Annotated in this window: 17 protein-coding genes; 3 read left to right on the top strand and 14 right to left on the bottom strand. The window is 70.2% G+C overall.

The annotated features are described in order from the left end of the window. Positions 1-152: 152 nt before the first annotated feature. From doeB to MRB58_RS12680, 10 genes are all read right to left on the bottom strand, one after another. Positions 153-1,154 carry a N(2)-acetyl-L-2,4-diaminobutanoate deacetylase DoeB gene (doeB, locus tag MRB58_RS12635; protein WP_244777437.1) on the bottom strand — a complete coding sequence of 334 codons (1,002 nt, stop codon included), beginning with the start codon at positions 1,152-1,154 and terminating at the stop codon, positions 153-155. Continuing rightward, the gene (doeA, locus tag MRB58_RS12640) at positions 1,151-2,356 is read right to left on the bottom strand and encodes an ectoine hydrolase DoeA (protein WP_244777440.1); all 1,206 of its coding nucleotides are present in this window, start codon (positions 2,354-2,356) and stop codon (positions 1,151-1,153) included. The genes doeB and doeA overlap by 4 nt, the downstream gene beginning before the upstream one ends. 10 nt (positions 2,357-2,366) lie before the next feature. Next, entirely contained in the window at positions 2,367-3,356 is a 990-nt protein-coding gene (eutC, locus tag MRB58_RS12645) for an ectoine utilization protein EutC (RefSeq protein WP_244777442.1), read from the bottom strand. Further along, on the bottom strand, positions 3,356-4,339 hold the full coding sequence (eutB, locus tag MRB58_RS12650; protein ID WP_244777444.1) for a hydroxyectoine utilization dehydratase EutB: 984 nt from the start codon (positions 4,337-4,339) through the stop codon (positions 3,356-3,358). Before eutB ends, eutC begins: the two co-directional genes overlap by 1 nt. Further along, positions 4,336-5,097 (bottom strand): aspartate/glutamate racemase family protein, encoded by a 762-nt coding sequence (locus MRB58_RS12655; protein WP_244777446.1) that lies wholly within the window; start codon positions 5,095-5,097, stop codon positions 4,336-4,338. Before MRB58_RS12655 ends, eutB begins: the two co-directional genes overlap by 4 nt. Before the next feature lie 6 nt (positions 5,098-5,103). Then, positions 5,104-5,541: a universal stress protein gene (locus MRB58_RS12660; RefSeq protein ID WP_244777447.1), complete on the bottom strand. Its 438-nt coding sequence runs from the start codon at positions 5,539-5,541 to the stop codon at positions 5,104-5,106. Between the two features lie 29 nt (positions 5,542-5,570). Continuing rightward, a complete protein-coding gene (locus tag MRB58_RS12665) occupies positions 5,571-6,857 on the bottom strand; it encodes a TRAP transporter large permease (protein ID WP_244777449.1) in 1,287 nt (428 codons plus the stop codon). A 2-nt stretch (positions 6,858-6,859) separates the two neighbouring features. Further along, positions 6,860-7,474, bottom strand: a complete 615-nt coding sequence (locus MRB58_RS12670) for a TRAP transporter small permease (RefSeq protein WP_244777451.1) — start codon at positions 7,472-7,474, stop codon at positions 6,860-6,862. 207 nt (positions 7,475-7,681) lie between these two features. Beyond that, positions 7,682-8,707: a TRAP transporter substrate-binding protein DctP gene (gene dctP, locus MRB58_RS12675; RefSeq protein WP_244777453.1), complete on the bottom strand. Its 1,026-nt coding sequence runs from the start codon at positions 8,705-8,707 to the stop codon at positions 7,682-7,684. A gap of 181 nt (positions 8,708-8,888) precedes the next feature. Further along, on the bottom strand, positions 8,889-10,277 hold the full coding sequence (locus MRB58_RS12680) for a PLP-dependent aminotransferase family protein (protein WP_244777455.1): 1,389 nt from the start codon (positions 10,275-10,277) through the stop codon (positions 8,889-8,891). A gap of 63 nt (positions 10,278-10,340) precedes the next feature. Here MRB58_RS12680 and MRB58_RS12685 point away from each other — a divergent pair, with 63 nt between their 5' ends. The 3 genes from MRB58_RS12685 (at position 10,341) to MRB58_RS12695 (ending at position 13,918) form a co-directional block, all read left to right on the top strand. Next, positions 10,341-10,865, top strand: a complete 525-nt coding sequence (locus MRB58_RS12685) for an Lrp/AsnC family transcriptional regulator (RefSeq protein WP_244777457.1) — start codon at positions 10,341-10,343, stop codon at positions 10,863-10,865. A gap of 116 nt (positions 10,866-10,981) precedes the next feature. Beyond that, positions 10,982-12,469 carry an NAD-dependent succinate-semialdehyde dehydrogenase gene (locus tag MRB58_RS12690; RefSeq protein ID WP_244781978.1) on the top strand — a complete coding sequence of 496 codons (1,488 nt, stop codon included), beginning with the start codon at positions 10,982-10,984 and terminating at the stop codon, positions 12,467-12,469. Between the two features lie 78 nt (positions 12,470-12,547). After that, the gene (locus MRB58_RS12695; protein WP_244777459.1) at positions 12,548-13,918 is read left to right on the top strand and encodes an aspartate aminotransferase family protein; all 1,371 of its coding nucleotides are present in this window, start codon (positions 12,548-12,550) and stop codon (positions 13,916-13,918) included. Positions 13,919-14,008: 90 nt separating this feature from the next. Here MRB58_RS12695 and MRB58_RS12700 read toward each other — a convergent pair whose 3' ends face one another. From MRB58_RS12700 to MRB58_RS12715, 4 genes are all read right to left on the bottom strand, one after another. Continuing rightward, positions 14,009-15,241, bottom strand: coding sequence for a glycoside hydrolase family 15 protein (locus MRB58_RS12700; protein WP_244777461.1), 1,233 nt, complete (start codon positions 15,239-15,241; stop codon positions 14,009-14,011). Then, the gene (locus MRB58_RS12705; protein ID WP_244777463.1) at positions 15,241-16,011 is read right to left on the bottom strand and encodes an alpha/beta hydrolase; all 771 of its coding nucleotides are present in this window, start codon (positions 16,009-16,011) and stop codon (positions 15,241-15,243) included. Before MRB58_RS12705 ends, MRB58_RS12700 begins: the two co-directional genes overlap by 1 nt. Before the next feature lie 60 nt (positions 16,012-16,071). Further along, positions 16,072-17,643 carry a glucan biosynthesis protein gene (locus MRB58_RS12710; RefSeq protein ID WP_244777464.1) on the bottom strand — a complete coding sequence of 524 codons (1,572 nt, stop codon included), beginning with the start codon at positions 17,641-17,643 and terminating at the stop codon, positions 16,072-16,074. Between the two features lie 136 nt (positions 17,644-17,779). Beyond that, on the bottom strand, positions 17,780-18,790 hold the full coding sequence (locus tag MRB58_RS12715; protein ID WP_244777466.1) for a GTP-binding protein: 1,011 nt from the start codon (positions 18,788-18,790) through the stop codon (positions 17,780-17,782). Positions 18,791-18,841: the final 51 nt, after the last annotated feature.

Genomic DNA, 18,841 nt, shown 5'->3' on the forward strand with positions numbered 1-18,841 from the left:
CGATTTTAGGCAAAAAGTAGAGGGACATGGCGCGCAGGCGTGTCGCACCTGCGAGTTGTCGGGGAGTTTTAGGCCGCCCTGTGGACGAGGGGTCGCCCCCACCCCGTCGAGGCGGGGGTGATGCGGCGGTTGGCCGGTCGGTCCCGGGCCGGTCAGTCCTCGATCGGGCTCGCGACGACGGCCAGACAGTCGCCCAGCTTGACCAGGCCTGGAAAGTGGCGACCGGCGAGGATGCCGTCGCGTTTGGAGCGCACCGTCAGCGGCGGGTCTCCGGTGTTGGTGGTGAGCCAGATGCGCATCAGCGCGTCGCCCTCGGCCACCGTCTCGCCGAGGTCGACCAGCGGCTCCATCATCCCCGTCATCTCGGCGAAGTGGTAGCAGCCGGCCGGGGTGGTATCGATCGCCGTCGACGGCGCGCAGTCCGGCTCTCCGGCCAGGATGCCGGCGTGCTTCAGCACATTGACGGTGCCCTTGCGGGCGATGCGTGCCGAGCGCGCCGACGCGGTGCCGCCGCCGTAGATTTCCGTCGACACGAACGTCTTGCCGAGCGCTTCGACCGAAGTGTCGAACATACCGACCGGATCGATCTCGCGCAGGGTCATCGAGTAGGGGGCGTTGAAGGCCTCCATCGCGGCGATGCACCGGCCCTGATGCTCCGCGTCGTCCAGGACGTGGGCGGCGGCGAAGGGCACGAATTCCAGCGTCTTTCCGCCGGAATGGAAGTCGAGCACGATGTCGGCCATCGGCACCAGGGTGCGGATGAAGTAGTCGGCGATCTTCTGGGTCACCGTCCCGTCCGGCCTGCCGGGGAAGAGGCGGTTGAGGTTGCCGCCGTCGAGCGGCGAGACCCGTGTCCCGGCCAGAAAGGCCGGGTGATTCATGAACGGGACGATGATGATGCGCCCGGTCACCTCGGCCGGCTCCAGGTCGTGCGTGAGCGCCTGGAGGGCGATCGGCCCCTCGTACTCGTCGCCATGGTTGCCGCCGGTCAGCAGCGCGGTCGGGCCGGAGCCGTTCCGGATCACCGTGATCGGGATCATCACGGAGCCCCAGGCCGAGTCGTTGCGGCTGTAGGGCAGGCGCAGGTAGCCGTGGTTCTTGCCCTCCGCATAGAGCGGGATCGTCGGGACGATGGGGCTGTCGGGCAGGCTCATTTGACGACCAGCTGCCGGGGGACATCGGCGAGGCATTCCGGCCCGTCCTCACCGATGACGATGCTCTCGGTGATCTCGAGGCCGAAGTCGCCGGCCCAGATGCCGGTCATGAAGTGGAAGGTCATCCCGGTCTCCAGCACGGTCTTGTCGCCGGGCCGCAGGCTCATCGTCCGCTCGCCCCAGTCGGGCGGGTAGGAGATCCCGATCGGGTAGCCGGTGCGGTTGTTCTTCTCGATGCCGTACTTGCGCAGCACGCGGAAGAAGGCGTTGGCGACGTCCTCGGTCAGGTTGCCCGTCTTGGCGGCGGCGAGGCCGTGCTCCATGCCCTCCAGGACGGCCTCTTCGGTCCGCTTCAACTCGTCGCTCGGCGTCCCCAGCGAGACGGTGCGCGACAGCGGGCAGTGGTACCGGTTGAACACGCCGGCGATCTCGAAGAAGGTCGCTTCGCCGGCGACCATCGGCCGGTCGTCCCACGTGAGGTGCGGCGCCGCGGCGTCCGAGCCCGACGGCAGCAGCGGGACGATCGCCGGATAGCCGCCGCCGGCGCCGATCGTGTCGTCGTAGCGAAGCGACGCGTCGTAGATGTCGGCGACGAGGTCGCATTTGCGCAACCCCGGCTCCACCACCTCGACGATCCGCTTGTGCATGCGCTCGACGATGCGCGCCGCGGTGCGCATGTAGGCAAGCTCCTGCGGGCTCTTCACGGCGCGCTGCCAGTTTACCAGGCCGGTCGTGTCCTGGAAGTTGGCGTTCGGGAGGCCCTTCGTCAGCGTGGCGAAGGCGCGGGCGGAGAACCAGTAGTTGTCCATCTCCACGCCGATGGTGCCGCTGGAGAGACCGCGCGTGGCGAGGTCGGCCGCCAGCACCTCCATCGGGTGACGCACCTCCGACTGAACGTAGTGGTCCGCGTAGCCGATGACGTTGTCGGCGCCCATGAAGACGGTGCGGTAGGCGCCTTGCGCGTCCTGCTCGCGGCCGAACCAGAACGGGTCGCCCGTCAGTCCCAGGACGACGCACTGGTGGACGTAGAACGACCATCCGTCATAGCCGGTGAGCCAGGCCATGTTGGACGGGTCCGAGACGATGATCGCGTCGATCCCCGCCTTCTCCATGGCGGCGCGCGTCTTGGCGATGCGCGCGGCGAACTCGGCGGGCTCGAACTGGAGCCGGGGGACGATGGCGGAGGGATCCTTGGGGGTCATGGCATCGACTTCAGGTGACAAAGGGGGTGCCGGCGCTCGCGGCCGTGGCGCGCTCCAGCGCGAGCGTGGCGATGGCGGTGTCCTGTACACCGGTCCCGGTCAGGTCGGCGAGGGTGATCTCGTCGTCCGAGCGGCGGCCGGGCGCGTTGCCGACGACGACGTCGCCCAGCTCCGCGAAGGTGGCGTGCGCGTCGACGATGCCGGCGGCGATGGCGCTGCGCAACTCGCCGAGGAGGCGGGTCTGCGCCAGGCGGTCCGGCACGTAGGTGACGCGGGCGAGGACGCGCGGGTCGATCTCGCACTTGTGGTGCTGGTCCGAGCCCATGGCGGTGACGTGCTGGCCGGGCTCCAGCCAATCGGCCATCAGCAGCGGCTCGGTCGCCGGGGTGGTGGTGACGACGATGTCGGCCCCGCGCACGGCGTCCTGCGGCGACGGAACCGCCTCGGTGCGTATGAGGCCGAGGGAGCCGGCCGCCTCCGCCAGCGTCTCCGCCTTGTCGCGCGAGCGGCCCCAGATGCGCACCCGGGTGATCGGCCGCACCAGAGTGAGCGCCTTCAGCTGCAACTCGGCCTGGAGCCCGGTGCCGAGGATCGCAACGGTCGCCGCGTCCGCGCGGGCGAGGTGGCGGGCGGCGACGGCACCGGCGGCGGCGGTTCGCACGTCCGTCAGGTAGCCGTTGTCGATGAGCATCGCGCGGACCATCCCGGTCTCGCTCGAGAAGACGACCATCAGGCCGGAGGTGGAGGGCAGGCCCTTGGCCGGATTGTCGAAGAAGCCGGGGGACATCTTCACCGCGAAGGTCGGCAGGCCCGGCACGTAGGCGGTCTTCACGTCGATCTCGCCGTTGTGCTCGGCGATCGCCATCGAGAGGATCGGCGGCATCTCCACCCCGCCGCGTGCGAGCGTCGCGAAGGCGTTCTCCACGCAGTCCACCGCCGCGAGGTCGAGCGGGACGAGGCGGCGCAGCTCCGTCCGGCCGAGGAGGGTGACGGTGGGCATCAGGCCGCCTCCGCCGAAACGTCGACCGTCTCGCCCGAGACGACGCGGTGGTGGACGCCCATGTCGATGTTGCCGCCGGAGAGGACCACCATCGCCGGCCCGCCGAGCGTCACCTTGCCGGCCAGCAGCGCGCCGATGCCGACCGCGCCCGACCCCTCGACGATCTGCCGCTCGGCGAAATAGGCGTGGCGGATGCCGGCGGCGATCTCGTCCTCGGTGAGGAGGACGACGTCGTCGACGAGGTCGCGCACCATCTGGAAGGTGTAGCGGTTCTTCAGGCCGATGCCGCCGCCGAGGCTGTCGGCCAGCGTCGGCAGCTCCTCGATCTCGACCGGACGGCCGGCGGCGAGGCTGGCGTGCATCGCCGCGCCCCGCTCCATCGAGATGCCGACGATGCGGCACTGCGGCCGCCGCGCCTTCACCGCCAGCGCGACCCCGGCGATCAGGCCGCCGCCGGAGAGCTGCACCAGCACGGTCTCGACCTCCGGCATCGCCTCGACGATCTCGAGGCCGAGCGTCGCCTGGCCGGCGATGATGTCGGCGTGGTCGAAGGGCGGGATGGTCACCATGCCCGCCGCGGCGAGGCGGTCCGCCTCGACCTGTGCCTCGTCCTGGCTGCGGCCGGTGATGACGACCTCGGCCCCCTCGGCGCGGATCGCGTCTACCTTGTTTCCCGGCACCAGCGTCGACATGCACACGACGGCCCGCACCCCGTTCTCGCGCGCCGCGCGGGCCACCCCGCGGCCGTGGTTGCCGGTGGAGACGGCGACCACGCCGCGCGCCTTCTCGGCGTCCGAGAGCTTCAGGATCGCGTTGGCGGCGCCGCGCAGCTTGAACGATCCGGAGCGCTGGTGGTGCTCCAGCTTGAGGTTCACCGGCCGGCCCGCGCGCTCGCCGAGGCTGGGCGAGGGCTCCACCGGCGTCGGCCGGATGGTGCCGGCGATGCGCGCCCTGGCGGCGAGGACGTCCTCGAGGGCGATCATGCCGGGACCGACGCGGGCACGGCGAAGAGGCGGCCGGGCCCCTCGATGGCGACGGCGGCATGGCCGAGCGCCTGCCACAGGCTCGCCTGGTTCGAGCTGACGACGGGTTTGCCGAGCGTGGCTTCCAGCGCGTCGATCAGGCCGAGCGCGGGGAGAGCGGTGCAGGACAGGAAGACCGCCTCGGCGTCCGCGGTGTCGACGGCCTCGGCCGCGGCGAGGATGGTCTGCGGTGCGACGCGGGCCATCTCGCGGTCGTCCGCCAGGCCGAGACACTGCGCGGCGACGATCGTCAGGCCGCGCGCTTGGAAGTAGCGCACCATCGGTGCCGTCGTTTCGGGGAGATAGGGTGTCAGGAGTGCGATGCGACGCACCCCGAGCGCGGCGAACGCCTGCGTCGCGGCATCGGGCGGCGTGACGACGGGGACGCCGGGGCGCGCGGTTTGGATCGCGGCGCGGACCGCCGCGTCGCCGATGGTGGCCGAGGCGGCGGTGCAGGAGAAGATGATCGCCGCCAGATCGAGCCCCGGCACCAAGAGGTCGGCCGCGCCGGTCAGGCCGCCGGCGAGGCGGCGCAGCGTGTCCGGCGTGGTCGGATTCTCGAACGGCACCCGCGTCGTATGCATGGCGACCTCGGGCGGCAGCAGCCGCGCCGCGTCACGCTCGCTGGTCAGGTCGGTCGCCAGCGCGATCATGCCGATGCGGTGCACCGGCCGCGGGTCGAGGCGGACCGCGACGGGCGAGGCGTGAACGGTCGCCATCGCCGGTCAGACCACGAGGACCGGGCATTTGGCGAGCCCGGTGACCTTGTGCGACACGCTGCCCAGCAGATATTCCTCCATGGAGCCGATGCCGCGCTTGCCGATCACGAGCAGATCGCAGGCGTGCTCCTCGGCGAAGCCGATGATGCTGCGCGCGACCGGACCGTTCTTGACGAACGCGCGCGGGTTGGCCGCGCCCAGCCCCACGGCACGCTCCTTGGTCTGGCGGGCGATATCCTCGGCATATTCGCGCATGGCGTCGTCCATGGCCTTCGGCGCCTCGCGCCGGACCATCGAGAAGGTGGCCTCGAGGTGGCTATAGTGGCGATAGACGGTGAGCAAGAGCAGCTCGGCACCAGTCAGCTTCTGCAGCTCCACCGCCTTGGTGAGGGCCTCGCTCGCATGGGCCGAGCCGTCACACGGGACGAGTATGCGTTTGAACACGGGACCTCCTGTTTCTTGGTCTTGTCAGGTCACTTCGCAAACGCGAGGTCGCGCAGGAAGAGGGCGATCTGCGGGAAGAAGATCAGCGCCACCGAGACGCCGAGGAGGATCAGGATGAACGGCGGCGTCCCCTTCACGACCTCGACATAAGGCCGCTTGAAGACGGCGATGGCGGTGAAGATATCGCACCCGAACGGGGGTGTGGCCGAGCCGATCGCCACCTGTAGCGTGATGATCGTCCCCACCAGCACCGGATCGAGCCCGACCGACTGCACCACCGGGGTGAAGATCGGCACCAGGATCAGGATCACGACGATCGGGTCGACGAACATGCAGCCGACGAAGAAGGCGATCGAGATCACGAAGAGCACGCCGATGCCGCTCATCTCGTCGATGCCGATCGAGCCAAGGATGGCCTGCGGGATCTGCGCGAACGAGATCACGTAGGAGAAGGCCGCCCCGGCGCCCACGAGGATGAACACCACCGCCGTGATCAGCCCAGTAGACTTGGCGGTCTCCCACACCTCGGCGAGGTTGATGGAGCGGAAGATCAGGACTTCGAGGATCAGCGCGTAGAGCACGCACGCCGCCGCCGCCTCCGTGGGCGAGAAGATGCCGCCGTAGATGCCGCCGATGATGATGACGGGGAAGCCGAGCGGCCACAGGGCGGCGCGCACCGCCGTCGCCCGCTCGCCCCAGGTCGCCGGCCGTTCCTTGGGCACGTCCTGCAGCTTGGCGTAGATCACCGAATAGGCGGAGAAGAGCAGCAGGATCAGGAGCCCCGGTCCGACGCCGGCGATGAACAGCTCCGCGATCGAGGTGTTGGAGACGACGCCGTAGATGATCATGCCGATCGACGGCGGGATCAGGAAGGCGATGTCCGACGCGTTGACGATCAGCGCCAGCACGAACGAGTCCTTGTAGCCGGCCTCCAGCATGCGCGGCCGCAGCGGCGAGCCGACGGCGACGACGGTCGCCTGCGTCGAGCCGGAGACGGCGCCGAACATCGTACACGCTGCCGCGGTGGAGACGGCGAGGCCGCCCCGGATGTGGCCGACGAACGCCATCACCATGTCGATCAGGCGGTTGGCGGAGCGGCCCCGCGTCATGATGTCGGCCGCGAAGATGAACATCGGCACGGCGATGAGTGAGGCGGGGCGGATGCCGGCCAGCATCTGCTGGACCATCGTCTCCATCTGCCCCAGGCCGCCGAAGATGAGGACGAAGCCGAGCGTCGCGCCGCAGATCAGCGGGATCATCATCGGAAAGCCGATGAGCAGCAGAACGATCATCACGGAAAAGATCGTAAGGGCCATGCTCAGATCTCCACCTCGTCGGAGCCATACCCCTCGAGCACCGAGGTGGAGAGGTAGACGTCAGGTTCGATGATGTTCTTCACTGCGGTCAGGACGTACTGCACGCCGGTCATGAAGAAGCCGAGCGGCAGCCAGACGACGGTCCACCAGACCGGGATCTGCAACGCCGGCAGCACGCGGCCGCGGCTCATCTGCTGCTGCATGTAGCTGAAGGCGAACCAGCACAGGCCGAACATGAAGGTCGCCGTGACGAGCGCGATCAGCACCATCAGCCACTTGCGCGCCGGCACCGGCAGCTGGTCGTAGATCGCCGACATGCGGATGTGGCGGCCATGGCGCGCGGCGTAGGAAATGCCGGCGAAGGTGATGAGGATGATGAGGATCTGGTTCAGCTCCTCGGAGAAATAGAGGCTCTGGCCCAGGATGTAGCGGCTGACCACGTTGGAGACCGTGTTCAGCGCCATCAGGAGCACGCCGAGCGCCAGGAAGACGGCCTCCACCTTGGCGATGGCGAGGTCGATGTAGCCGAGGACGCCGGGCAGCGCTGAGACGTCGTCGCCCAGGTCCTTGGTCTTCGGCGCGGGCGTATCGTCCGTTGAAACCGGCGTCTGGCTCATAGGCATCGCTCCGTGGCGGCTTGGCGTTCCTGTGGGTCGGTCTGTCGTGCGGCGTGGCGCGGCATGCAGCGGCCTTCGCGCGGGAAGGCGGGCAAGGCTGGCGCGGCGGCCGCCCGCACGGGGAGCGGCGGCGCCATCGGCGGTCCGGCGACACGCCGCGGCGCGCCGCCGGTGCGGGTGGGGCCGGGCAGGGGCCCGGCGCCCGGCTTACTGCTTGGCCGACTCGGCGGCCTCGAGGTCCTTCTTCATCTGGTTCAGGATCTCTTCGCCCCCGTCGCCCGTCATCTCGATGAAGGCGTCCTCGACCGTGCCGGCCGTCTCCATGAATGGCTTGCGCTGTTCGTCGGAGAGGATGTTGATCTCCATCTCGGGCTTCGCCTCCTGGATCTTCTTCAGCGAGGTCTCCTGCAAGCCCTGCTGGTACTCGAGGATGTACTCGAACGAGGCCTCGATGGCGGCGTCGATCGCCTTCTGGTCCTCTTCGCCCAGGCCGTCGTAGAAGTCCTTGTTGGCCATCACCGCGGTGGTGAAGTTGTTGTGGCCGATGCAGGTGATGACGTCCGTCACCTCGTACATCTTGGTCGACTCCAGGAAGAAGCCGGGGTTCTCCTGGCCCTGGATGATGCCGGTCTGCAGCGCGCCGTAGACCTCACCCCACGGGAGCGGCGTCGGCGTCGCGCCGAAGGCCTTGTAGCTCTCCACCAGCAGCGGGTTGGTCATCACGCGGAACTTTACCTCATTGAGGTCGTCCGGCGAGGTGACGGGCTCCTGCGTGGTCATGCAGACCTCGCCTTCCGGGAACATCGTCAGGAGTTCGAGGCCCTGCTCGGCGTAGAGCTTGGGGAACATCTCGTTGATGGCGACCGAGGAGCGGAAGAACTCGTTCAGCGTTTCGGTGTCCTGCGGCAGCAGGTAGGGCACGAAGAAGACCTGCGCCTCCGGGATCAGCGCGCCGGTGAAGCCGGGCGACTGGTCGACGAACTGCAGGATGCCGGACTGCGCCTGCTCCATGATGTCGTCCGACTCGCCCAGTGTGCCGAACGGGAAGAGCTGCACCTGGTGGTCGGTGTTGGCCTCGATCTCTTCCTTGAACTTCTGGGCGAATTTGCCCTGCACCTCTTCGAGGGCCTCCTCGAACGCATAGCGCCAGGTGGCGGCGCTGGCGGAGGTCGCGGCCAGGGCGATGGCGAGCACGCTGGCCCCGCCGATGGCGCGGCTGAGAAGCTTGGTCATCGTCGTCATCCTTCTATGATCTTCGCGGTTACGCACACGCGGCGGCGCAGTCGGCAGCGGGGCCGACCGGCCTGAAGATGTGACAATTCCGTCACATCGAATTTCCGCGAGCGTTTAACACAGTCCAATTCATGTCAAATGCTTTATTGAACCATGACAATCGCGAGTGCCTTGAAATCCTTCAGAACGCGAGGTGGGCGAGTTCCGGCTCGCTGATGGCGAGGCGGGCCAGGGTGTGCAGCCCACGCTCGAAGGCGCGGCCGTCGGGCGCGCCCAGGCAGATGCGCACGCCGCGGTGCTGCGTCGCCTCGCTGATCGCGAACGCCATCCCGCCCGCGACGGCGACCCCGTTGTGCCGCGCCAGTGCCACGAACGCGCCCTCCTCCCACGGCGGCCGCAGCGGCAGCCACACGTGCAGCCCGTGCGGCGTCGCGCGGATGCCGTGGGGGCCGAGGATCTGCTGCGCGACCTCGTTGCGGGCGCCCAGCGCGGCGCGTTGCCAGCGCACCAGCTCGCTGGCGGTCCCGTCTGCGAGCCAGCGGGTGGCGATCTCGGCCATCAGCGCGGTGGCCATCCAGTTGGTCACCAGGTGGCGGGTGCGGGCGGCGGTCGCCTGCCGCGGCGGCGAGACCAGCCAGGCGATGCGCAAGCCCGGCAGGCAGCATTTCGTGAGCCCGGTGAAATAGAACGTACGCTCGGGTGCCAGCGCGGCGAACGGCGTGCCCCGTTCGGCCCCCAGCGGACCCCAGGCGTCGTTCTCGATGATGGCGACGTCGTGCCGGCGGCACACCGCGGCGACCTCGCTCCGGCGTGTCTCGCCCATGCGCAGCGCCAGCGGCCCGAGGCCCTCCGGCATCAGGAATACGGCGCGGATCGGGCTGGCGCGGCAGGCGCGGTCCAGCGCGTCGGGCAGCACTCCCTCCGCGTCGATCGGCAATCCCTGGAGCCGGAGCCCCAGCGATCCGGTGAGCGCCTTCAGCGTGTGGTGGCCCATCTCCTCGGTGGCGATCGTGTCGCCGGGAGCGGCGGCGGTCAGCATCGCGACGGCCATCGCCGCGGTGTTGCCGTTCGTCGGCAGCACCTGCTCGCGCTCCGCCTCCACCCCGCAGCGCCCCAGCCAGCGCACCGCATGGTCGATATGGCTCTGTAGCGTGGCGGTGGGGCGGAAGGAGAAGGCGACCGGGGCGGGGAGGTCGCCGGCGATCTCGGTCAGCGTCGCGGCGAAGCGTCTGGCATGGGTCTTGCTGAGCGCCGGCGTGAGCATCGACAGGTCGATGACCTCCTCCGAACCGTCGATCCGGTGCCACGGGGTGCGCGGATCCCCGCTGAGCGAACGCACGAAGCTGCCACGGCCGACCTCGCCGGAGACGACGCCGAGCCGCGCCAGTTCCTCGTAGGCGCGGCTGACGGTCTGCACGCTGACGCCCAGCTCGTAGGCCAGCGTGCGGTGCGGCGGCAGCCGGGTGCCGGACGTCAGTTCCCCGGCGGCGACCGCATCGATGACCGTTTGCGCCAAGGCGCGGTAGGCGGGACGCTTCAGAGATCCCGGAGCGGGCGGCCAGATTGGCATGATTTACTCTTGGATCGTTATGATCCATTTGACAACAGTCGGCGCCCGGTCCAACCCTCTTCCATGCCGCCGCAGAGCCCTACCTCCGCGTCCCCCAGCGCCGTCCCGCTCGACGATCGCGACATCAAGATCCTCGCCATCCTCTCCACCGAGGGGCGGATCGCGAAGGCGGAGCTGGCGCGCCGCGTGAACCTCTCGGCCGCGCCCTGCTGGGAGCGGCTCAACCGGCTGGAAGCCGCCGGCGTCATCCGTCGATATCGGGCGGAGATCGCGCTCGCCAAGGTCGCGCCGTCCGTCACCGTCTTCGTCATGGTCGAGCTGGAGCACCACCGCGCCGAGAGCTTCCAGGTGTTCGAGCGGGCGGTGGCGCGCGAGGAGGAGGTCGTCGGCTGCTGGGCGCTTGGCGGCGGGTTCGACTATCTGATGAGCGTCGTCACCCCGTCGATCGACAGCTACCAGCGGCTGATCGACGGCCTGCTGGAGGCGCACATCGGCCTCAAGCGGTACTTCACCTACATCGTCACCAAGGAGGTGAAGGCCGGTGCGCCGCCGCTTCAGGCGCTGCTGAACGGCCGGCCGACGATCTGATGGCAAGCGCGGCGCAAGACAGAAGGATCGTCTTCCCGCGCCGCCCAATCGCGAAGAACCGTCGCCCGGTCCGCCCCTAGATTCGCCTCGTCACCCGAACCGATGAGGCGATCATGATGACGACCGCCGCCGCCCTCAAAAGCGAGGCTCCCTCCCTCCCGCTCGCCGACCGCCGGCTCCTGCGCTCGTTCGCCTATGTCGACGGGCGCTGGACCGCCGCCGCCACCGGCGACGTCTTCGCCGTCGAGAACCCGGCCGACGCCAGCGACGTCGCCGCCGTCGCCAAGCTGTCGGCCGCCGAGAGCGCGGCCGCGGTCGACGCCGCGCACAAAGCCTTCCCCGCCTGGGCCGCGCTCTTGCCGCAGGAGCGGGCCGCCATCCTGCGCCGCTGGTTCGAGGCGATCACCGCCAATGCCGAAGACCTCGCCCTCATCATGACCGCCGAGCAGGGCAAGCCGCTCTCCGAGGCGTGCGGCGAGATCGCCTACGGTGCCGCGTTCGTGGAGTTCTACGCCGAGGAGGCCAAGCGGCCGAACATCGAGGGCGTCACCTCGCACCTTCCCGATGCCGAGGTCGAGCTGTGGCGCGAGCCGGTCGGTGTCGCCGCGCTCGTCACGCCCTGGAACTTCCCGAGCGCGATGATCACCCGCAAGGCCGCGGCCGCGCTCGCCGCCGGCTGCACCGTCGTCATCCACCCGTCGGCCGAGACGCCGCTGTCGGCGCTGGCGCTGGCGGAACTGGCGGACCGGGTCGGCTTCCCTGCCGGCGTCGTCAACGTCGTCACCGGCGACGCGCCGGAGATCGTCGAGCCCTGGCTCGCCGACACCCGCGTGCGCGCCCTGTCGTTCACCGGCTCCACCGAGATCGGCCGGCTGCTCTATCGCCGCTCGGCCGACACCATCAAGCGGCTCGTCCTGGAGCTCGGCGGTCACGCGCCGTTCGTCGTCTTCGCCGACGCCGACCTCGACCAGGCCGTCGAGGAGGCGATCAAGGCGAAGTTCGCGACCACCGGGCAGGACTGCCTCGGCGCCAACCGCTTCCTGATCGAGCGGCCGGTCTACGACGCGTTCGTCGCCAAGTTCACCGCCGCCACGAAGGCCCTCACGCTCGGCCACGGCATGGACGACCCGGACCTCGGCCCGCTGATGAATGCCAAGGCCGTCGCCAAGCAGGAGGCCCACGTCGCCGACGCGGTGAAGCGCGGCGCCAGGCTGACGACCGGCGGCAAGGTCTCCCCGCTCGGGCCCCTGTTCTACGAGGCGACCGTGCTGGCCGACGTCCCGCTGGAGGCCGCGATCTTCCACGAGGAGACGTTCGGCCCCGTCGCCGCCATCGCCCCGTTCGACACCGAGGACGAGGCGGTGCGGATCGCCAACAACACCGAGTACGGCCTCGTCGCCTACGTCCACAGCGGCGACCCGCGCCGGATCTACCGCGTCAGCCGGGCGCTCTCGTTCGGCATGGTGGCGGTCAACCGCACGAAGGTGACCGGCGCGCCGATCCCTTTCGGGGGCATGAAGCAATCCGGGATCGGCCGCGAGGGCGCCCGCTACGGCCTCGAAGCCTTCACCGACATCAAATACGTCTGCCGCGACTGGGCCTGACATCCGCTGCCGCGCATTCCGAGCGGCGAACCGCGCCCCCTTCGCCCGAATGCGCTTCGGCGCCAGAAAGGAAATGAGATGCTGACCAACGACCAACTCGCCGCCTGGGACCGCGAGGCCTTCTTCCACCCCTCGACCCACCTCGCCCAGCACGCCCGCGGCGAGACGGTGAGCCGGATCATGACCGGCGGCGAGGGCATCTACGTCGAGGATCGGGACGGCACCCGGCTGATCGACGCGTTCGCCGGCCTCTACTGCGTCAACGTCGGCTATGGCCGCAAGGTGATCGCCGACGCGATCGCCGAGCAGGCCGGCAAGCTCGCCTACTATCACGCCTATGTCGGCCACGGCACCGAGGCGTCGATCACGCTCGCCCACATGATCCTGGAGCGGGCGCCGCAGCACATGTCGAAGGTCTACTTCGGCCTGTCCGGGTCGGACGCGAACGAGACCAACGTCAAGCTCGTCTGGTACTACAACAACGTGCGCGGCATGCCGCAGAAGCGCAAGATCATCTCGCGCTGGCGGGGCTACCACGGCTCGGGCCTCATCACCGGCTCGCTGACCGGCCTGAAGACGTTCCACAACAAGTTCGGCCTGCCGCTGCCGGAGGTGATCCACACCGAGGCGCCCTACTACTACCGCCGCCAGGACCTCTCCATGTCGGAGGCCGAGTTCGTCGCCCATTGCGCGGCCGAGCTTGAGGCGCTCATCGAGCGCGAGGGGCCGGAGACCATCGGCGCCTTCATCGGCGAGCCGGCGCTCGGCACCGGCGGCCTCGTCCCGCCGCCGGCCGGCTACTGGGCGGCGATCCAGGAGGTGCTGGCGAAGCACGACATCCTGCTGATCGCCGACGAGGTCGTCACCGGATTCGGCCGGCTCGGGTCGATGTTCGGCTCCGACCACTACGGCATCAAGCCGGACATCATCACGATCGCCAAGGGGCTCACCTCGGCCTATGCGCCGCTGTCGGGCTCGATCGTGTCGGACAAGGTGTGGAAGGTGCTGGAGGAGGGGACCGACCAGTTCGGCCCGATCGGTCACGGCTGGACCTACTCGGCGCACCCGATCTGCGCCGCGGCCGGCGTCGCCAACCTGACGCTGATCGACGAGATGAACCTGGTGCAGAATGCCGGCGCGGTCGGCGCCACCTTCAAGCAGATGCTGACGGACCGGATCGGCCAGCATCCGCATGTCGGCGAAGTCCGCGGCGAGGGGCTGCTCTGCGCGGTGGAGTTCATCGACGACAAGGAGAACCGCACCTACTACGACCCGGCCCGCAAGATCGGCCCGCAGGTGGCCGCAGCGCTCCTCAGCGACGGTGTCATCGCCCGCGCGATGCCGGAGGCCGACGTCATCGGCTTCGCGCCGCCGCTGTGCCTGACCGAGGATGAGGCCGGCATGATCGCCGACCGCATGGCGAAGGCCGTGACGAACGTGCTGGGCTGACCGGCCAGCAGCCCGACCGCCGCCCGACCACGGCGGCCCCCGTCGGCGACGGCCCGCGCTCCATGAGCCGGGCCGTTTTCGTGTGTGCGATCAGCCGGCGAGGCGGCGAGCGTGGGCGGCGGCGATCAGCGCGGCGTGGCTCCAGGTGAGGTTGCGGCAGGACCGCGGGGCACCGGTGGCTCCGTCGATCTGCTCGGGCAAGGCGCCGGCGGTGGGGCGGGCGGCGCGGACCGCCTCCAGGATGGCCTCGCCGCGCGCGCGGCAGCGGCGGCGCTCGGCGGCGTCGAGGTTCACGCCGGCGGCACGGCGGTAGTAGAACTCGGCGAACCCGAGGCTCGTCGGCAACCAGGGCTGACCGTCGAAATAGACGTCGCCCTCCCAGCGGCCGACGAGGGGGGCCGCGTCCGTCGCCAGCGCGAACCGCGCGCGGGACCAGCGCTCGACGTCCTCGGCGGTCGCCGCCATGGCCGGCTCGGTGACGCCGAATCGTCCGGCGGGGTCGAGGAGCGCGCCGAGGATGATATCGGCGTCGCTGCCGTCGGTCGCACTCGACGCGGCGAAGCGGCCGGCCGTGCGCAGGTCCCCCATCGCGGTGTCGATCCGCGCCACCGCCTCCGCCACGCCGGCCGCCGCCAGCCGCGGGCCGGCGGCGCACAGCGCGGCGCGCTGGGCGAGCATCGTGAAGGCGTGGCGTGCGGGCGGCGGGTCCTCCCATGGGCCGATGCAGGGCGCGGCGGCGTGCGCCAGCACATGGGCGAGGTCGATCGCGAGGAGCCGTTCCGTTTCGGCCGTCGCGGCGCCGGGCCAGGCGAGGCAGGAGAGCGCCCGCAGCGCCGGCCCGTCGTACTGCGGCCTGCCCCACTCCTCGAAGTCGGCGGTGCCGTCGGCGTTGACGCGCGGCTCGGCCGGCACGGCGTCACCCGCCAGCGCGGTGAGCTCGGCGTCGGGGCGCAGGAAGCGCGCATGGGCGGCGTCGGTCGTCGCACGCTGCGGGTTGGCGGGCGGCCCGGCGCGCGTCGCGATCGCGAGGCTGAAGGTGACATAGTCGGCGAAGCGGCGGTCCCAGGCGGCCGGATCCTGCGGGTGCAGCAGTGCCGCCGCCAGCATGACGACGCCGGCGTCGCGCGGCCAGTGGTAGAAGTAGTCCGGCTCCGGATCCCAATGCGCGTCTTCCGGCGAGGCGAGGATGGAGCCGGCCGCCGGCACCACCACATGGCCGAAGCCGGGCCGCCGGTGGGTCAGGTGCGTGGCCGATATCGCCGCGGCGATCGCGTCGGCCGATGCGGCCGCCTGCGCGGCGAGCCAGTCGTCGAGCGGGGACATCAGCCGGCTTCGAGGATGCGATCGAACGCGGTGCCGGTGCTCGCCGCATATCCGGGGCCGAGGGGGCAGTGATGCTCGCCCATGACCACGTCGTGCCACACGCAGCGGCCGAGTGCGGCGGCGAGGGCCGCGGCGTGGGCCGGCGGCGTCACCGTGTCGTCGACGCCGACGATGACGGCCGAGGGGACGCGGACCGCGCCCGCGACGGCCAGCGCATCGTGGGCCGGCCACTCGTCGAGCGCGCGGGGGAGCTCACGGCGCAGCATGGCCACCGCCTCCGGCCCCTGCGCCTCGCGTGCGGCGATGAGCGCCGCGCCGGAGATCACCGGCGAGACCGCGACGACCCCCGTCGGTCCCCACCGATGCCCGTCCGCCGCCAGCCGCACCACCGCATAGCCGCCCATCGAGTGGCCGACCAGGATGCGGGCCGCACCGCCGGGCGCCGCGTCGACCGCATAGTCGGCGACGGTGGCGAGATCGGCGTAGTGGTCGGCCATGGTGAACGTCTCGGCGGTGCCGGCACTGAGGTTGTGGGCCGAGTGGCAAAGGTCCGGCGCGATCACCGTGAGGCCGCGCGCCACCGCCGCGGCGATCAGCGGCACCATGTGCGGCGCGTCCGCGGCGCCGTTGCGGCCGTGCGCGATGATCGCCGTCCCTCGCGGCGTCCCGCCGGGGCGGTGCAGGTGCACGCGCATCGGCCCGGCGCTGCCGGCAAGCGTGACCTCCTCGGCCGGCCGCAGATCGTCGGGCGGTGCGGCACCGGTCTGCACCTCAGCCTCGCATGGCGCCGGCGGTCCGGCGGGCGACCGGCATGCCCGCCGCCCGCCCCATCACGAGCGCGACCGCGTGATCATGCGGTCCGGCAACATCTGGCCGATCCAGGTTTCGCTGAGCGCCTCGCCGTCCTTCTGCAGATACGCCCGCACCTCGACCGGTTCGTCGCCCTCCGGCTCGAAGTCGAAGGCGAGGCGCCAGTAGGGGGTGCCGACGATCGGCCAGGCCGCCGCCTCGGTGACGACCTTGCCGCGCGCCAGGGTGACCACCGCCTGCACGTCGCCGCGTTTCAGGCCGTCCAGCACCTCGCCCTCGAAGTCGATCACCATCTTGTCGGCGTTGGGGATGGCGTCCTGGCCGGGCGCGCCGGCGAGTCCCTGCCGCGTCGAGACCACGGTGGCGACCACCGGTACCGGGTCGCGGTCGATCCAGTGCAGTCGGTAGTCGAAGGTCAGCTCCGTCCCCTCGCCGCCGCGGTTGGCCGGGGCCCAATAGGCGACGATGTTGTCCTTCGTCTCGTCGTCGGTCGGCAGCTCGACGAGCTGCACCGCGCCCTGGCCCCAGTCGCCGATCGGCTCCACCCACACGCTGGAGCGGCGGTCGTAGAAGACGCCGTCGTCCTGGTAGTGCAGGAACTCGCGGTCGCGCTGGATCAGGCCGAACCCCTTGGGATTGGTGTCAGTGAACGAGGACGTGCGCGGGATCGTCGGGTTGTTCAGCGGGCGCCACAGCCGCTCGCCGCCCCCCGTCGCCAGCGCAAGGCCGTCGCTGTCGTGGATCTCGGGCCGCCAGTCGGTGCCGAAGCGCTCGTCGCGCTCTGAATACCAGTACATGCTGGTGAGCGGCGCGATGCCGAGCCGCTCCACCTGCCGGCGGAAGAAGAGGTGCGCCGATACGGTCGTCCAGTGCCCGCCGTCCGGGGCGTCGCGGCGCAGGCCGAACTTGTACGCGCCGGTGACCGAGCGGCTCTCCAGCAGCGCATACACCGTGAGGTCGTCCCCCTCCGCCTCGGGCGCGGCGAGGTAGAAGTGGGAGAACCGTGGGAACTCCTCGGGCCGCGAGAGGCCGGTGTCGATCGCGAGGCCGCGGGCAGAGATGCCATATTGGGCGAACGGTCCGTCCGTGCGGAAGTAGGACGCGCCGAGGAAGGACACCCAATCCGGCTTCAGCCCCGGCCGCATCACACGGAAGCCGGCAAAGCCGATGTTGTGCGGCAGCTCCTGGGCGGGGCTGTCGTCCGGCATGTCGAAGTAGGACTTGGAGTAGAGGATCTCCCGCGCTTCGACCCCGTCGACCACGGCGACGTGCACCGGTTCGCGGAAATAGCGGCCCTGGTGGAAGAGCTGCACCTCGGCGTTGGTGCCGGGCGGGTTGAAGGTGGCGTCGTCGCGATAGCGGATCTTCCAGTGCGCGTCGTAGTCGATCCGCTCGAGGACGTCGGGCGCGATGATGTGCGGCGGCTCGTAGGCGGAGCCGGCCATCTCGCGCGCCCGCTCGATCAGATCGTCGAAACGAAACGTCCGGGGCTCGCCCAGCTTCAGCGCATCGCTGCTCTGAGCCGAAACCCTGAGCGGGAAGGCGCCCATCAGGGCGATCGATCCTGCAACCACTGCCCGACGTGTCGGCATACCGTGACCTTCTTCGTGCTCGATGTCTCGCATCCGTTCGTCCAAGTAGGTCGAATTTTGCGTTCGGGAATTACCGACGCACTGCAAGTTTGTGTCGCAGGCCCGACGGATCCCGTCCGGGTCTGCGATTCTCGGCTCAGGCGGCGGCTTCGCTGGCGAGGCAATCCTCGAAGATCGCGCCGAGCGCCGCCGCGTCGATCGCCTCGTGCCGGCCGATCGCGACGAGGGTGCTGACCGCGGGCGCAGGATGCTCCTCGAACCCCATCTCGCGCCGCTTGCCGACGAGGTGGAAGACGAGACGCCGGCCGTCGCCATCGGTCCGCAGGACGCCCTTGGCGCGCAGGAGGCCGGTGGGCAGCGCGTTGAGCGCGCGACGGAACTTCTTGAGGTCGACCGGCCGGTCGGTCTGCCACTGCCAGGTGGCGAACTCGTCGCCATGGTCATGATGGTCGTGGTCGTGGTCGTGGTCGTGGGTGGCGTGCTCGCGGGCGCCGTGCGCGTGGTCCGCATGCTGGCGGGGTGCGTCGACCGGGGTCGCCTCGCGCGGGCCGAAGAGCACCTCGACCGGGACGTCGGCGTGGCGCGCGTGCAGCACGCGCAGACGCGGCATCGCCCCGCGCAGCGTCTCCTCGACCGAGGCGAGGGCGGCCGGCGCGACGAGGTCGACCTTGTTGAGGATGACGATGTCGGAGCCGGTCACCTGGTCGATCGCCAGCTCGGTGGAGGCGAAGTCGAGGTCGGGGAAGGTATCGGCATCGACGAGGCAGAAGGTGCCGTCGAGCGCCACACGGTCGGCCAGGGCGTCCTGCTCCAGCGCGTCGGCGATGGCGAGGGGACGAGAGACGCCGCTCGCCTCGATGATGAGCCGGTCGGGCCGGCTCTCGCCGCCCAGCAGCTCGCCCACGGCGCCGACCATGTCGTCCCGGATCGAGCAGCACACGCAACCGTTCTCGAGCTGGACCCGGTCGGCCGTGCGCTCGACGACGAGCTCGGCGTCGATGTTGAGGGCGCCGAAGTCGTTGATCAGGACGGCGTAGCGCACTCCCTTGGCGTCGCTCAGGATGCGGCGCAACAACGTCGTCTTGCCGGCGCCGAGGAAGCCGGTGAGGATCGTCACGGGAATGCGTGCGGCGGGGGATTCGGCCATCGGGTCGCTCGTCTCCATGGGGGGCGACCGCGGCCGCCCTCACCTCAGTAC

The sequence above is a fragment of the Acuticoccus sp. I52.16.1 genome, assembly GCF_022865125.1.
Classification (GTDB): Bacteria; Pseudomonadota; Alphaproteobacteria; order Rhizobiales; family Amorphaceae; genus Acuticoccus.

What these genes read in the sequence shown, in the direction of transcription:
- doeA (WP_244777440.1), bottom strand. Translation starts at nt 2,356, where the DNA reads ATGACCCCCAAGGATCCCTCCGCCATCGTCCCCCGGCTCCAGTTCGAG.
- MRB58_RS12670 (WP_244777451.1), bottom strand. Translation starts at nt 7,474, where the DNA reads ATGAGCCAGACGCCGGTTTCAACGGACGATACGCCCGCGCCGAAGACC.
- dctP (WP_244777453.1), bottom strand. Translation starts at nt 8,707, where the DNA reads ATGACCAAGCTTCTCAGCCGCGCCATCGGCGGGGCCAGCGTGCTCGCC.
- MRB58_RS12685 (WP_244777457.1), top strand. Translation starts at nt 10,341, where the DNA reads ATGCCGCCGCAGAGCCCTACCTCCGCGTCCCCCAGCGCCGTCCCGCTC.
- MRB58_RS12690 (WP_244781978.1), top strand. Translation starts at nt 10,982, where the DNA reads ATGACGACCGCCGCCGCCCTCAAAAGCGAGGCTCCCTCCCTCCCGCTC.
- doeB (WP_244777437.1), bottom strand. Translation starts at nt 1,154, where the DNA reads ATGAGCCTGCCCGACAGCCCCATCGTCCCGACGATCCCGCTCTATGCG.
- MRB58_RS12695 (WP_244777459.1), top strand. Translation starts at nt 12,548, where the DNA reads ATGCTGACCAACGACCAACTCGCCGCCTGGGACCGCGAGGCCTTCTTC.
- MRB58_RS12715 (WP_244777466.1), bottom strand. Translation starts at nt 18,790, where the DNA reads ATGGCCGAATCCCCCGCCGCACGCATTCCCGTGACGATCCTCACCGGC.
- MRB58_RS12680 (WP_244777455.1), bottom strand. Translation starts at nt 10,277, where the DNA reads ATGCCAATCTGGCCGCCCGCTCCGGGATCTCTGAAGCGTCCCGCCTAC.
- MRB58_RS12665 (WP_244777449.1), bottom strand. Translation starts at nt 6,857, where the DNA reads ATGGCCCTTACGATCTTTTCCGTGATGATCGTTCTGCTGCTCATCGGC.
- eutB (WP_244777444.1), bottom strand. Translation starts at nt 4,339, where the DNA reads ATGATCGCCCTCGAGGACGTCCTCGCCGCCAGGGCGCGCATCGCCGGC.
- eutC (WP_244777442.1), bottom strand. Translation starts at nt 3,356, where the DNA reads ATGCCCACCGTCACCCTCCTCGGCCGGACGGAGCTGCGCCGCCTCGTC.
- MRB58_RS12700 (WP_244777461.1), bottom strand. Translation starts at nt 15,241, where the DNA reads ATGTCCCCGCTCGACGACTGGCTCGCCGCGCAGGCGGCCGCATCGGCC.
- MRB58_RS12710 (WP_244777464.1), bottom strand. Translation starts at nt 17,643, where the DNA reads ATGCCGACACGTCGGGCAGTGGTTGCAGGATCGATCGCCCTGATGGGC.
- MRB58_RS12655 (WP_244777446.1), bottom strand. Translation starts at nt 5,097, where the DNA reads ATGGCGACCGTTCACGCCTCGCCCGTCGCGGTCCGCCTCGACCCGCGG.